The organism is Streptococcus sp. 9.1(2021) (genome assembly GCF_030466425.1).
GTDB classification, from domain to species: Bacteria; Bacillota; Bacilli; order Lactobacillales; family Streptococcaceae; genus Streptococcus; species Streptococcus wuxiensis.
The window spans coordinates 205358-221081 of the sequence record NZ_JAGQFU010000001.1 but is presented as its reverse complement, the minus strand read 5'-3'; the positions used below and the strand labels follow the sequence as shown (position 1 = coordinate 221081).

The 15724-nt window shown below is 40.8% G+C and carries 2 protein-coding genes; both read right to left on the bottom strand.

Annotation, left to right across the window (positions count from 1 at the left end; translation table 11 throughout):
- Window positions 1-5 precede the first annotated feature (5 nt).
- Window positions 6-8483, bottom strand: coding sequence for an SIALI-17 repeat-containing surface protein (locus tag KBU52_RS01035; RefSeq protein ID WP_254724030.1), 8478 nt, complete (start codon window positions 8481-8483; stop codon window positions 6-8).
- A gap of 153 nt (window positions 8484-8636) precedes the next feature.
- Window positions 8637-15431: a SpGH101 family endo-alpha-N-acetylgalactosaminidase gene (locus KBU52_RS01030; RefSeq protein ID WP_254724029.1), complete on the bottom strand. Its 6795-nt coding sequence runs from the start codon at window positions 15429-15431 to the stop codon at window positions 8637-8639.
- Between the last annotated feature and the right edge of the window lie 293 nt (window positions 15432-15724).

Below are 15724 nucleotides of genomic sequence, written 5' to 3'. Positions count from 1 at the left end.
CGTACTTAGTCTTCTTTCCCTTTTTTGATAAAGGTTGCAGAGAGAACCAATCCAAGACTAGCTAGGAAGGCTAAGCCTACTGAATCTTGCTCACCAGTTGCTGGAAGTTGACCTTTAGCATCAGTCGCTGGTGCATTTGGTCCTTCTGGTTCTTGTTTTTGGTTTGTTGAACTTGAAGGTTGCTTGTGATCCGCGATTGGTGTAACTGAGTTTGCAACAGGCTCTTTATATTCTGGAACCTCATTCTTAGCTGCTTCAACCCAATTAACGCCACCCTTGAATTCTGGAAGCTCATTCTTGTCCGCTTCAACCCAATTAACGCCACCCTTGAATTCTGGAAGCTCATTCTTGTCCGCTTCAACCCAATTGACGCCGCCCTTGAACTCTGGAATGTCATAAACAGCCGCTTCTGCAGCATTAACTCCACCTGTAAATTCAGGAATTTCAACTACTGGTGGTTGCTGATCTCCCTTACTTGAAAGGACTTCAGGTTCTGGAGTTGGTTTCGGATCTGGAGTTGGTTTTGGATCTGGAGTTGGTTTCGGATCTGGAGTTGGTTCTGGATCTGGAGTTGGCTCTGGATCTGGAGTTGGTTCTGGATCTGGAGTTGGTTCTGGATCCGGAGTTGGCTCTGGATCTGGTGTTGGTTCTGGATCTGGAGTTGGCTCTGGATCTGGAGTTGGTTCTGGATCTGGAGTTGGCTCTGGATCTGGAGTTGGTTTCGGATCTGGAGTTGGCTCTGGATCTGGAGTTGGCTCTGGATCTGGAGTTGGCTCTGGATTTGGAGTTGGCTCTGGATCTGGAGTTGGTTGCTCAGGTTCTTCTGAAAGTTCTTGATAGTAAGTCGTCATTTCATAGAACTCTGGTTTCCCACCCTCCCAAATGAGTTTAACATCAAGTAACGGAGCCTTATCTCTGACTGCAAATGTTTGGAAGCTTGAAGTAATTGCTCCCAAATCTGTCCAAGCACCGTCTCTGTCTGTTTTCAGAGTGCGAGCAAGTAGACGCGCTGCTACTCCTTGAGGCAGACTAGAAACAAGTCGGATGTGGTTAGCGTCTGTTGGTTCTGACAAGTGGTAAACCAACTCACCTTGGTCTTTCTCAGCCTTATAGCTTGTCAAGACTTTGCCATCTACAAGATTTGTGTAAAGGTTGCCTCTACTTTCTCCACCGTTTCCTTGAACAGTTGGGTCGTTGATAGGTTTCACAAATTCGCCGTCATTGATAACTAACTCAGTAAATCCAACAAAACGAGCATCGTAATTAGCAGTGAAGAGAACACGGAGATAGTTAGCTTTAACTGGGCTTGCAAGTTCACCTTCGATGTAGCGATTTCCAGGCATCTTAGAATCATGTGTCCATCCATCTGTCAATGAATCATCACGCATTTCATTAGCGACACCATCACCTACTGTCACAACATCTGTCCATGTCTTGCCGTCTTGGCTAACCTGAATCTTACCATCACGAAGATAGTTCTTCGTACCATCTTGGATATAGGCTCTAATCTTCTTGATTTCACGTTCACTACCAAGTTTCAAGGTAATATGACCATCTTTACGTGCATAGTCAGAGAACTCTACAAAGTTGTTGTAAACACCATCAAACAACTGATCCAAATTCTTGATCTTGCGAACATCATTTGCACCATAGTAGGCATCAATTCCCATTGATGTAGAATCAAGCTTAGTTGGCTCCACTTCTTTTGTCTTAATGAGTAGAGATGTCGCTGTCACTGCTTGTTCTTGGTCAGTCTTATTAATCAAACGAGCATAACGTACCAAGGATTTATCAGTTACTTGGCTAGCTGGATACCATTCTTGTGCATTTGGAGAGAATTCCAAGTCAAGGGCTGGATTTCCAATACCAATAGCCTGAATGCTTTCAGCCTGGTGTAGACGGTCTAGCTTCATACCCAAGTAGCTATGAGCTGGAAGCTTAGTTCCACTTGGAATTTGCATGTCATAACGACCGAGACTGTCATATACTGGAGTTGATTTCAAACTTTCAACATTAGTATCTGTCATCTCGCTATTGCCAGCACGTGTTTCAACTGAGAAGTCAGCGATACGCCACCATAGATTGATATTCTTGGTGTTACGAACACGGATGTAGCGAGCTGAAATTGGAGTTTCAATTTCTTTGGTTTGTTCACCAGTCAAACGATCCAATTCTTGCCATGAATTTCCATCTGTAGAATACTCAAGAACACCTTCTGCCAATTTATCTCCTGATCCTTGAACGAGGCGCACCTTAGTTACAGGTTTGACTCCACCCAAGTCTAGTTGAACCCAACCACCGACTGGAGTTGTATCTGTTCGATCAGCATTTGCCAGCATGGCTTCTGTATTGTCACGACCATCTGTAATCTGAGCAACTGTCGTATTGTACTTATACATAAGATTTGGACTGATGGTCACTGTAGCTGCCTGTTTAGGACGACTTACTTCTACAGGACGGTTCACAGCGATTTCTCGTACAGCAAACCAAGTGTTCTCACGATCAGAAGTTGCAATCATTCGAACAGCTTTAGCATTGATATTGAGATTTTCAAATTTAAGAAGAGGCTCATTACCAGTGTAGCTTGGTTCTGAAAGTGTTACCCACTCATCATTTTCATTGAGGTACTCAACCTTAGCATCGTTAAAGGTATCATGTGAATTTGCTTGAGTTCCCATAGCGAATGTCAAGCTTTGGATTGGAACAACCTTATTAAATTTCAAACCAATGTAATCACCAGTCTGGATACTGTTTGGTGATTTGATAAGGGCATGGGTTCCTAAATCACCGTCAGTGACTTCAGCAAGTCCACCTTCGACACCTGTACGGTTTGTAATAAAGGTACTAATAACTTGGTCTGGATGCAAGGCTTTTTGAACTTCAGTTGCCAAGACTTCACGAAGGCCAAGCAAGAATGGACGGATATGTTGAACACCCAACTCAGCTCTTTCATCATGATCTACATAATGGAAAGTATAAGTTTGAGACTGTTCATAAAGCTTCAAGCCCTTGTAATAACTATCCCAAAGTTTTGAAGAATCATTCTTCTCGATAGCTTCTGTACCATCAAGGAAGGCATCCAAGGCGTCCATTTGGTCAATAGTGTTATCCAACCAATAGTGGATTTGAGCAACCATCTTCTTATCGCCAGACGCTTTATAAAGTTGGGCTGCTGCTTTCAATTTGGCAAATTCTGCACGCAATTCTGCACGCTCTGCGCTAACATCTTGACCAGCTTTTAGCTTAGCCATAAAGGCATCTAGTTTCGGTGCCAGTTCAACAGATTCTTCCAACTTGACAACACGACTATCCATATTTTGGTTAATCATGTGCTTACCAAGTTCACGGAAGGCAACAGATGTTTCACTATCTGTAAACTTACCAGTTTCAACAAAGTTGAAGGCGATATCATTGATTTTCTTAGCTTCGTCTTCAGATTTCCATTGTTTCCATGCGTACTGAGCTGCAGAGAAGAGGGCAATCTTAGAAGGCTCAGATTGTTGCATTGGATTCAGCATGATACCTGAAAGGAGACTTGGGTCCACATTTGGATGAAGGAATTTCTCACCGCCACCCAAAATCAAGTGTTGTTTAGAGTTATCTGTAACAGGCCAGTTAATCCATAGAGAAACTGGGCGGTAGGTCTTACCTCCTGCAGACAGATTATTCTTAAGGTTAGATAGGAAGTTTTCTGATACTTCACCCCAAATCTTACCACCAGTAAGAGTCATAGAAGTTGAAGTTGGAAGGTTTTCATTTAGAGATTTCAACTCATCTTCACGACCATTACCCCAATATTGACCTGGAACGAAGATCATTTCCTTACGAAGGCCAACATAAGTTGCTTGTTTTTCAGTCAACCAATCTGTCATGTCCTTCATCAAGCGGTTGTAGCTATTGTAGCCACCAACTGGACTTGGAGCATCATCGGCCAAAATACCGAACTCACGGACACCGACATCCATCAATTGAGTGAATTTAGCCTTAATGGTTTCAAGGTCTTTTTGGTAATCAGCATCGTTGCCAAAACGGATACGGTTGTTCATGAATGGGTGGATGGTCCAAACATAACGAGTCTTGTTTTGGTTTCCGACACGCGCCAATTCACGGATTTCAGCTAATTTTTCTTCTGGATAAAGTTCACGCCATTTCTTGTTGTGGTATGGATCGTCTTTTGGAGCAAAGAAGTATTGAGTCAACTTCAAGTCACCACCATAGCGCATCAATTCAGCACGATCAGCATTGCTCCATGGATTTCCATAGTAACCTTCGATAAAACCACGATTCTTAATTTCAGCGTAGTCTTCAACAGTTACATTACGTAAAACTGGAGCTTCACTTTCATTAAGCATGTGTTTCAAAGTTGTCAATCCATAGAAAACAGCATCTGTATCCTTACCGACGATAGAGATTGTATTGTTCTTGATTGACAAAGCATAAGCATCAATCTTATCAAAGAGTCCTTGAGAAATACCAGATATTTCTTTTTCAGCCTGTGAATGTTGACCATGAACACCAAGATAGATATTTGTAGCACCTGCTACTGCTGCTTGACTGCTTGTGTATGAGATTTGATGATCTTGTAGAACACTCTTCAATCGGTTGCGAGTGTAAATATCTAGATGGTCTCCCATAACAAGATTAACTTGTTTTTGAAGTTTAGTGACACCTTCACCGTAAGTAACTTTTTGTGGTGTTGGGAATACCTTGTATTCTTTCTTGAGATAGTCTTGACTTTGTGCTGCAGCAGCAATCACATCATCACTGGCTGCTTTTGTAGCTACAAAGCTATCCGGAAGTTCAGTTGTACCATCACTTACTTCTTCAACTTTTGGTTTTTCTGGGGTCACTGGTTTCTCAGGAGTTACTGGTTTTTCTGGAGCAACTGGTTCTTCTGATTCACTATCAGAAAGTGGCTTGAGCAGTTGAATTTCTGCAGCACTACCAAATCCTGCGACACCTGACAGAACTTTAAATTCTACCTTATTGGTTTCAATTGCATTAAAGCTAACAGTCTTCTCTTTAGCATTATTTTCCCAAGTACCTGATGCAACTTTAACCATTTGACCATCTTTTTGAGCATAGATTTCATAAGATGTCACGACTCCGTTACCACCACCTGGACGTGGAAGATAAGTCAAACCATTGACTTTTTCAGGAGCCTTCAAATTCATAGCAACGGTATAAGGAGCACGGTCTCCAGTCCATTTAGAATGCCAGAAGGTATTTGGATCATTATCGAAAGCTTTTTCAACTGGTCCTTCACTCTCTGTTCCTGGTGTTTCCTGACTAGTTGCAGAAACTGTGAAGTGATCCGTTGGAATCAAACGTGGGTTCACAAATGCTTCATTTGACAACTCTGCACTATGCAAGATTCCTTTAAAGCCACCGATTGTTTCAAGAGGTAGTACCAAACTGTTGTGTGTCAAGTTAGGATGAGCTGGGTTTGCAATGCGTTCAACTTTTTCGCCATCTACATAAACTTCGGTCACTTGAGGTTTTGTTACGACAGAAATTTGATAACGTTTGTTCTTCTCAAGTTTCTTGTTAAATTGAATATGGAATTGCTCGAAGGTATAAGCAAGATAGCCATCCTTGTCTGCAAGATAAAGTTGGTTGTCCCCACTTGTAGAGAAGACCTGCTCTCCATCACCAGTCACTGTCACATCCAATTTCAAAACATGGCTCGGACCAACATCACCAACCAAACCTTCAATGCTAGAATCTTTTTCGAAGTTCAAACCTGCGTCTGTTTTCTTCACATTCTTAGCAAGATATTCCTTGATAGTCTCTGGTTTAATGGTGAATAGGTCACTATCTTCTATTGTTTTTTCTGGATTTGAACGTGGTGCGTAGACACTTGTTGGTTGGATACGGTCTGCATAGGTCTTAGCTGCACGATCTGAACCCCAAGTGCGTTCTGCAGTTGATTGCATACTCTTGAAGAAGCGTTTAAAGATATCAAAAGAAGTAAGTCCTGTTTCATGCAGGTCAATATTGTCATTCCAGACTGCATGACCACCACCGATGATATTTGGATTTGAGGCTTCTAAGCGTGGCCCTCTTCGAGCAGTAAAGTCATTTGGTGCCCAGCTATTGTATTGCAATTCATAGTTAGCGTAGTCGCTATAAGGTCCCTGACTGTTACTTCCGTTTGGAACACTATAGGTTGGTACATCCAAGATATTGATAATTTTAGCACCCTTAGCAATCGCTGCCTGTGGATTTTGCCATCCAAGGCTCCAGATATCCACTTCTACACCATTCCAATCTACTGGTGTTTTCCCTGGTTTCGCAGTGAGTGAACCCCAAATACGTGGTGTTAAGCCTTTGTCTTTGATGTATTGAATCATATCATGGACATAGCGTCGATAATTTTCAGGACTTCCATAGTACTCATCTGTACCGATGTGAACTGTAGAAACACCTCGAAGTGGCGCATTTTCACCAACTAGTAACTTGTCATAAACAGATTTAACAAAAGCAAGTGTTTCTTCGTACTTGTTATCCAAGTCTAGCATTGCCACACGCTCTACATTATGCTTGTTAGCGCTCAGTGGTCCTTTATACATCAAATCTGGACGAACTTTGACAAAGGACAATGCGTGACCTGGTGTGTCAATTTCAGGAACAAGATTGATATGCAAGTCTTTAGCCAAGCTAATAATCTGTTGCAATTCGTCTTTTGTGTAATGTTCTTTTGAGGTTAATTTTTCACCATTATCACCAACAACATCTGTTTCTACACGGAAACCTGTCTTAGCATTTTTCAGTACATAATCCAGTTCTCCCTGCTGGCTGAGGTGTTTACCTTCCACGTGTTTATTCAGGAAGATATAGTTGTCATTCAAGTGCAATTGCAAGTCGTTCATCTTGTAGTAGGCCATGTTAAGCATGATATCTACAAGCGTATCATAAGGAATGAACTTACGACCTGTATCTAGCATAAAACCGCGGTGACTGAAGCTTGGGAAATCACGGATTTCACCGTTTTGCAAGTTATTTTCTCCCAATTGAAGGAGGGTACGAGTTGCATAAAAGGCACCAGCATTGGTCGCAGCTTCTACAGTGATAACTCCATCTTTAATGGTGATACCATAGCCTTCTTTGCCATAACCCTTGTCTTCAACCTTTTTAAACTCAATACGTTTTTGTGCTTCTTGACCACCAGTTGCGACTTCCAAACCACGATTTTCAAGGTCAGTTTGGTAGAACTTAGCTTCCTTGTCAAACCCAGAATTCCCAACGGAAATGATAGTTTCTGAAGTAATAGAAGTTTTACCTTCAGTGCCGTACCATTGTTGAACTGCTGGGGCAACTGCAGGCTTGGTCCCAACGCCTTCATCAGCGTGCAAGCCTTTAATGACAACTTCAAATTCTTTTGTGAAGGTATGGTTATCATTGGTTTGTTGGACCATCACTTTGACATGTTGTTCTGTCAGCGGTGTGTAGATTTTATTATTTAGGTCGATAACACCTTGCTTATTGCTTCCAATCAAGCTAACTTGACCAGGTAATTTAGGCAATACAAGTGATTTTCCGTCTTCAGCAACCGCTATTTCTGTAACTTGACGAATATCTGTTGGTTTGCTTGTGTCTGGAATATTTGAGTAGGCACGAATTTCTTGAATACCCACATTTTTCCATTGCATAGTACCGGCTTGATAATCTGTAATTTCAAGTTTAAGATACTTAGCTTGAACGGCTTCTTTTAAGTCAACTTTTTCATCTAGAACTGGAGTTCCTGTTCGTTGATGAGCCAACTTCCATTCTCCAGGACCTGATCCATTGACTTCGTCTTGACCTGCATAATAGAGATTCCAAGATTTGATATTTGGATCATTTTGTTCACCACGAACACGACGGTCCCAATCGATTTCCACATGCTTGATTAAGGTTGTCTTTTCAAGCTTAAATTCGATTGTTGGTTTCACAACATCACGGTCAGTTGCCCAACGAGTATCTGGATTTCCATCAATCGCCTTCTCAGCTGTAAATGGTGTGTTCGCTTCATGGTTTGATGCTGTCGCAGTAGCCTTTTCCAAATGATTGACATCTGGAGTTTCAACCAAATCTTTAGTAACTGGCTTTTCTGCTGGTTTAGCTACTGGTGCTGCTTCTTCTTTTGGAGTCTCAGCTGGTTTTGGTGTTGCTTCTTCCTTAGGAACTGGAGTTTCAGCTGGTTTTGGAGCTACTTCTCCAGTATTTTCAGGCTGAGCTTCCGCATCAGTCGGATTCGTTTCAGTAGGATCAGTTGGTTTTGCTGATTCAGCTTTTTCAATAGCTGCTGCTATATCCGCTGGTAACTTATCTAGGGGCTGAACCTGTGTCACCGTGCCTTCTGTCTCTGCAGGCCCTTCTGTTTCTGCTGCTTGAACCATACCAGCACCAAAAATGCTTGCACCAATCATGACAGAAGCAGCGCCTATTGCAAACTTACGTATACTGTAATGACACCGTCTCTCAAAAAAATGTTTTCCCATTTTCTTTATTTCCTTTCCCACGCTTAAATTGGGTAAGCGTTATCATTTCCCTTTTAAAAAGGGAGGACCAAGAGGTCCTCTCTAGGTGTTTGGTTTTCTCCATTACAATAAGTTAGGAGTTTGAGTTTTCATAGTATAAAACTCAATTATATTTTAATCTTCTTTTCTTTTTTGAAGAAATAGAGCAGACATTGCTAATGTAAGACCAGCTAGGAAGAGGTGTTCAGTTGTGCCTTCACCTGTTTCAGGAAGTTTAGGCTGTTCTGTTTCTTTTTGTGCCGCTTGCATAGCAGGTGTTGGTGTAAGAGCTGGTTTCTGATCAAGTTCTTCTGCAACTGGACTTGTCTGATTGTCTCCTGCACCTAATGTTTCTTTATACTCAGGAACATCATTCTTAGCTGCTTCAACCCAATTAACGCCACCTTTGAACTCTGGAACATCATTCTTAGCTGCTTCAACCCAATTAGCTCCACCCTTGAACTCTGGAACATCATTCTTAGCTGCTTCAACCCAATTAGCTCCACCCTTGAACTCTGGAACATCATTCTTAGCTGCTTCAACCCAATTAACGCCACCCTTGAACTCTGGAATGTCATAAACAGCCGCTTCTGCAGCATTAACTCCACCTGTAAATTCAGGAATTTCAACTACTGGTGGTTGCTGTTCTCCCTTACTTGAAAGAACTTCAGGTTCTGGAGTTGGTTCTGGATCTGGAGTTGGTTTCGGATCTGGAGTTGGTTTCGGATCTGGAGTTGGTTTCGGATCTGGAGTTGGCTCTGGATCTGGGGTTGGTTTTGGATCTGGAGTTGGCTCTGGATCTGGGGTTGGTTTCGGATCTGGAGTTGGTTTCGGATCTGGAGTTGGTTCTGGATCTGGAGTCGGCTCTGGATCTGGAGTTGGTTTCGGATCTGGAGTTGGTTTCGGATCTGGAGTTGGCTCTGGATCTGGGGTTGGTTTTGGTTCTGGAGTTGGTTTCGGATCTGGAGTTGGCTCTGGATCTGGAGTTGGTTTCGGATCTGGAGTTGGCTCTTCAGTTTCTTTAATTTCTTTCAAGCCTTCTACCAATTTATTAAGTCCGTTTGGAGTTAATAAGTTATGTTCTGCAAGACCATTCTTGTAAGCTTCAACAGCCGCCAAGTATTCTTTCGCATCTTGACGATCGATCTTACGAACACGTTCTACTTCAGCATTGTATGCAGCTTCATCTAATGGTTTATCCTCTTCAACTGGAAGGACGAAGCGTAATTCCGCTGCTGAAATATGTCCAGGATCACCGTATGTTTCGTTACCAGTAAAGATTGCTTTCTTCACTTTGATTGGAGCATCGAAGTTAATCACTTTTGTTTTCGCATTATTTTCCCATCCAGTAAAGCTAAAGTTATGTTCTTGTCCTTTTTCATCAATCACTGTAAGGCTACCGCTCATCACACGTCCGTTTGGACCTGAAGGGCGAGGAACATATTCAAAGCGAGTTGATTCCATCGGATTATTGAACTCTACTGTTAATGGTTTTCCTAAGCTATTCACTCCATAAGGTGTATGCCATAAAGTATTTGTATTTCCATCAAATGCATACCATACATTATCTGCTTCTTCATAAGGAGCATCAAGATCATGAATATCATCCCAATCTGGAGCGCTACGTTTCACCGCAAGTTTTTCTTTAGCCTCGTTAACGCGTTCTACAAGAGCTTTAGCGTCATCCACACTAATATCATCGTCTGCTTCTAATAAAGCTGCTACAGCGTCTTTATATGCATTTAATGAATCTTGTTTGTAGTTGCCATTTACGATTGGAGTATTCTTTTCGTATGCTTCATCGATGATCATCTTACCAGTTAACTTAATTTCTTCAATTTCAAGGTTATCTAACATAAAGTCTTTATAACCTTTGAAGTTGATTTCGTTGTTATCTGTATCTCCTTTAGTATCGGCACCACGCGCATTTGAGTAAATACCAATCCAAGTGTTTCCACCTTTTTCACCAGTAACATAGAAGCTTACTTTCTTAGGAGTTGATGATTTTTCCCAAGTGTTTTCTAAGTCGTATTTCGTTAATTTGCTACGACGAGAATTTTCGCCATTACCGATAACGAATGAGTATGCTCCATTTGAACCTGCTTCATACTCGAAGGTTACTTTATAAGTCTTACCTTCTTCGAAGCGGAAGTTTTGTGGAATTGTTTGGTAAACGAGTTTGTCATAACCTGATAAACCGTTCGTCTTCAATGACCAATTGCCTTCGATAACATCGTTGACTTTCTTACCATTCCATCCACGTTGAGTATATGGTTCGTGTTTCTCAGATAAGTGAGTACGGTTATCTTGTACGCCTTCAACATCGCCGACTACGAATGGGAAGATACCTTGAGGCACTTCTTCAAAGTCTTGTTTGAATTTACCATTTCCTGTATCGTGTTTTTCGTTGTACATTACAGATTGATTTTCAAATACACGAATTTCATCGAAGTAAGTTGCTGCTGCATCCGCATCACGTCCAAGTTCTAATGTCACGTTAGAAACATCTTCGCCGGTTGTGAAGTATACATACATGTTTTGGAAGTAACTTGTATTGTCCACTGTCGCGTTCTTCGAAAGTGTGTTATGCGCATGTGCTTGTACATAGTTCTTCGCGATTGATTTGTTAGTGTAGTTAGAAATCACTTTGTCGCCTACACGGATTGTGATATCTGCACGTGCATCACTTCGGTTATCTACACCTACATAAACAGCATATCTTGTATTTGGTTTCAAGTCTGTTAAGCGTTGTTTCAATGTCACACGTTCAGTGTTTCCTTGAATACGTAACATTTCGTTAGCCCCTTGAGATTTCACGATTTCAGCGTGTTCGCTGTCACCCGTTTTTTCCCAATGATCTAATGTTCCGCTGTTGAATCCTTGGTCATAGATGTGTAGACCTTCACTCCATACCATTGTCTTTTTGCCTTGAGGAGCTTTGTAAAGTACATATGGTTGGTTCGCATCTCCAGTAATTTGAATCTTACGGTCTGCGCCGACTGTTAATTCTACAACATCTTTCTTACCTTGGTCTGTTAAACGGTAAAGGTATACTTTATCTCCAGTCCAATCTTCTGGAAGAGTCCATTCAGTTGTTCCACCTTCAGTTGTGTAGAAGTACATCTTTTCTTTGTCGCCTGTTAAAGCTTTACCATTTTCATCCCAGTTCCATGGTACTAAGTAGCTTCTACCATTTTCGATGACACGACCGTTTAATGTTGTGACACGTTTACGGTAATCTGGGCTATTAGGGTCGTTTGATTGACGAACAATTTTCACTTCGTCCCCATTGTCATTTGTTAAATGTACTTCCATCTCTGGAGTCCACTTGTAGTTTTGACCGTTGTCGCTCATCGCAACTGGGTCACCGTTCACCCATTTAGAAACTTTGTAGTGTTGGAAGTACTTCGTCATGATGTTGTTTTCGAAGAGGTTACGAATATATCCTTCGTAGTCGCTTCGGCCTTGCCACCCTTCGAAGTCTTTCATGTTATATCCACCAAGTAATGGATAGTTAGCGGCACCACCGTAGCTTGGATAGTCACCCACCCATGAGTCTTTTTGGTGGTTACGAATGAATCGAGTGATGTTTGAGTTAATACCCTTCAGTGAATATCCACCGTAAGTTAAGTCAGCTGCCCAGTGTTGGAATGTTGAGTCATATTCCGCACCGAAGCCCCACTCGATAGCCATACGCCAGCCTTGAGAGTTTAATTCTTTAGCAAGTACGTGAGTTGGCCAAGCAGTGTTATCTCCTGATTGTCCGTTACCCCAAACGTCCACATAGATGAAGTCTAAGTCAGCACCTAGTTTTTCTCTTAACTCTTTCCAACGATCCAAACGTCCATGAGCTAAGTCATATTCTGCATCGATGTTGATACCTTGGTCTAACCAGTTCCAACCGTACATATATGTCCCGTCAGAGTTTCTACGTAAAATCGCTTCGCTGAAGTATTTAGATTCAGGATATGTTTCAGAAGCATTAACGTGAATACCGATTTTAGCTCCATATTCTTTTGATTTTGCTAATAATTTCTTGAAGTCTTCAACGCCACCGATTCTCTTACCGATATCCGCATAGTTTAAGTGACCTGAGTCGTGACCTTCACTACCATATCCTTTAAGTAGGATTGATTGTCCTAAACCATCTGTGTGTAAGTTAATCTTCTTAATACCATCTAATGTCATTAAGAATGGGTTTTGCGCTTGAGATGCGAAGTTCATCGCAATACGATACGCTACTAAATCTGGAACAGATTCTGCCCCTTTAGGATTGTTCATGATATTACGATATGCAATCGCACCATCTTGCCAGTCCACCACATTATCTTTGTTTAAGTCTTTTGTGATGACTACTTTAGAACTTGGTAATTCTAATGTGTATTCTGGGAATACTAAGTTCTTATAAGCACGTTGGTACCAGTAAGGTGAGCTTTGGATACCTAAGTAGTTTACGCCTTCAACACGTTCTAACGCTGTTGTTAAACGTGCAAAGTCATTTCCTCTATAAGTAAATTGAGAGTTACTCCAAACAGATGCTGCTAATTCATTAGAAGAAACAAATCCATACATGAAGCCGTAAGCATATTCATTCATCTTGCCTTCTTTCAAGTCTAAATGATAGTCTCCACGGTTATGTGTGTTTGTAGACATTTGAGCTCCGTCGAATTTTGCACCTTGTTTGTTAGAACCAACAGAAACAAGTGTGTTTCCTGGGAATTCAATGGTTTGGATTAATTTGCGAACATTGTCGACTGGTTTACCCATTTCGACATTGTTTTTGTTCACTACTTTTGTCACATCGAAGTGCATTTCGTTGCCGACTAATTGTAATTTTACAGTGATTTCAGCGTTGATGAATTCATCATCGTTTCTTACTTTCATTACATATTCTGCAGTAGTGTCATCAATCTTACGGTATTGAACTTCTGGAGTGACTAATACACCGTTGATTGACATTTTATCTAATTTTTGAACTTGACCTGTTAACGTTTTTCCATCTAATTCATATTCTTTAACACGTGGAAACGCTGTGTCGATAATCGCTTTTAATTGTTCTGATTGTAAAGTTTCATAGTGAACATCTTGGTCATTGCGACGTAATCCATCATCCACAGCTGGAGTTTCTTCTTCAGGTTTGATGTTATCTTGGTTATCCGCTTTGATCGATACAGAAGATAATTCTGTACCGTAAGTACCAGCTTTGAGGTAAACTTTATTCACATCAGCTAAAGCGTTCTTGACAGCTTCTGGAACAACTTCTGTGCTAAATAAATTTTGTCCATTATTTGTAGCATTTAATTGACCGTCTTTTTTGTAAACGATAGATAGGTGGTTTTCTTCACCTACATTTGGTGCTTCTACACGAGTCTTACTATACCAAGTGTTTACATTTGGTCCTTTGTATTGCCAGAACCAACCGCCCTTGTCATACCCAACAAAGATGTTGTTATCATTATCTTTATATTTTAGATATACCCCAAAGCGTGTTTCAGCTGGAGGAGTGTTTGCCTTGAACGTTAAGTCAACGCTTACATTTCCTTCCGCATCCGCCTGTAATCCAGCTTTTTCAAATAAAGCTTCGTTTGCTCCATTGTCGTTAGCTGTTGTTGAAGTTAATTTGTTGTAGCGTACTCCGCCTTCTTCAACGACTTCAACATTCCCTTTCACACGGCTTACTGAGTCCCACTCTTTTTTCACTTCGGCAGTAGCGCCGCTAGTTTCTCCCGTTGCTGCTTCAGCTGGTTTATTCTCAGCTGGTTTGTTTTCAACTGGTTTTTCTTCCTGAGGTTTGTCCTCTTTTGGTTTTTCTTCTTTATCTTCTACTTGTTTATCAAGTGCATCTAGACCCGCTGGTTTAGTTGTTTCAATACCTTTGATATAATTTTGAATCCACTCTAATTGGGCAGGTGAGAAAAGAATACCACCACTACGTTTACCAGATACACCGTTTTGATGAATCCCAATTAATTTTCCATTTTCATCAAAGATTCCGCCACCACTGGCACCAGGTTCACTTCCTTGGTAACTAATTCCACGAACGCCCTCACCATGGTCATTAATATCTTCGACAGTGGTATTAAGGATTGGATCAAGCTCTCCTTTTGGATAGCCAAATACATGTACCTTATCTCCTGTCTTGATAGTTGATGGTTTATCTGCAACTTCAACTGGAGCATTTGCAAGTGGACTGCGAAGTTTGATAATGGCTAAGTCATTTTTATAACCTTTTAGGAAACCTTCACGGTCCCAGTGTTTTACATCATTTTTACTAAACTTAACGTCTGGTGCACCTTCATAAGAAACTGTATACACATCTTTATCACTTTCGATGTTGTCTGCTACCTTACGATTATTACCATCCGGAACATCCTTGATAAAGTTATGAGATACGGATAAAACAAGATTTTCTCCTATCACAATCCCACTACCAGTCCCAGCATCGCTCTTAATTTCAACAGTTGCACCGTAATTCAATTCACCGTTTTTTGTTTTAGCGACATCTTCTGGAACTAAACTTTTATCTTCTTTTGCTAAGTCTTCTTTCGAAGCAGTATGGCCACTATCTTCAGCCTTATCGAGTTTTTCGCGTAAATCTTTAGGAAGTTCATTTTCAGTTGCTGAAGTTGCTGCAGCTTCTTTTTCTTTCGCTAGTAATTCTTCCTCAGTTTTTGGTCCTTCGGTAACTTCTGGAGACCCTTGATTTTCTCCAGGTTTTGGTGCTTCAAAATCATGTCCATTATCATCTTTTGCATTTGCCAGAGCTGCGACTAAATCAGCTGGCATATTTGCAGTAGAACCAGTTTGGGCTGTATCTGCCAAAACAGTACTTGTTCCAAAGAATGTAGCACCAATAATTACAGAAGCAACACCTAATGAAAATTTCCGAATACTATATTTACAACGTTTTTCAAATAACCTTTTATCCATAATTTTTTATTCCTTCCTGCTTAAAAAGTAAGCGTTTGCATTTCGTCTTAAAAAAATAACCCCCTTCATTTTTTTCGCTTATTTTTTAAACATATAAATATTTCTTATACCATTTTAATATATCAAAAACCAGTTTAAAAATCAATACTTTATTAGTTAAAATTAGTAAAAGTAAAATCTAAAACCCGAACCAAACTGAAAGTTTTTTTACTACAAGAATACCTATAATCATAGGCATAAAAAAAGAAATCACCTTCGAAAAATTAGAGTAGATTATCCCCATTTTCGAAAGG

Bases quoted from the DNA above. Each gene is read 5' to 3' on its own strand.
- KBU52_RS01035 (WP_254724030.1), bottom strand. From the start codon at position 8,483: ATGGGAAAACATTTTTTTGAGAGACGGTGTCATTACAGTATACGTAAG.
- KBU52_RS01030 (WP_254724029.1), bottom strand. From the start codon at position 15,431: ATGGATAAAAGGTTATTTGAAAAACGTTGTAAATATAGTATTCGGAAA.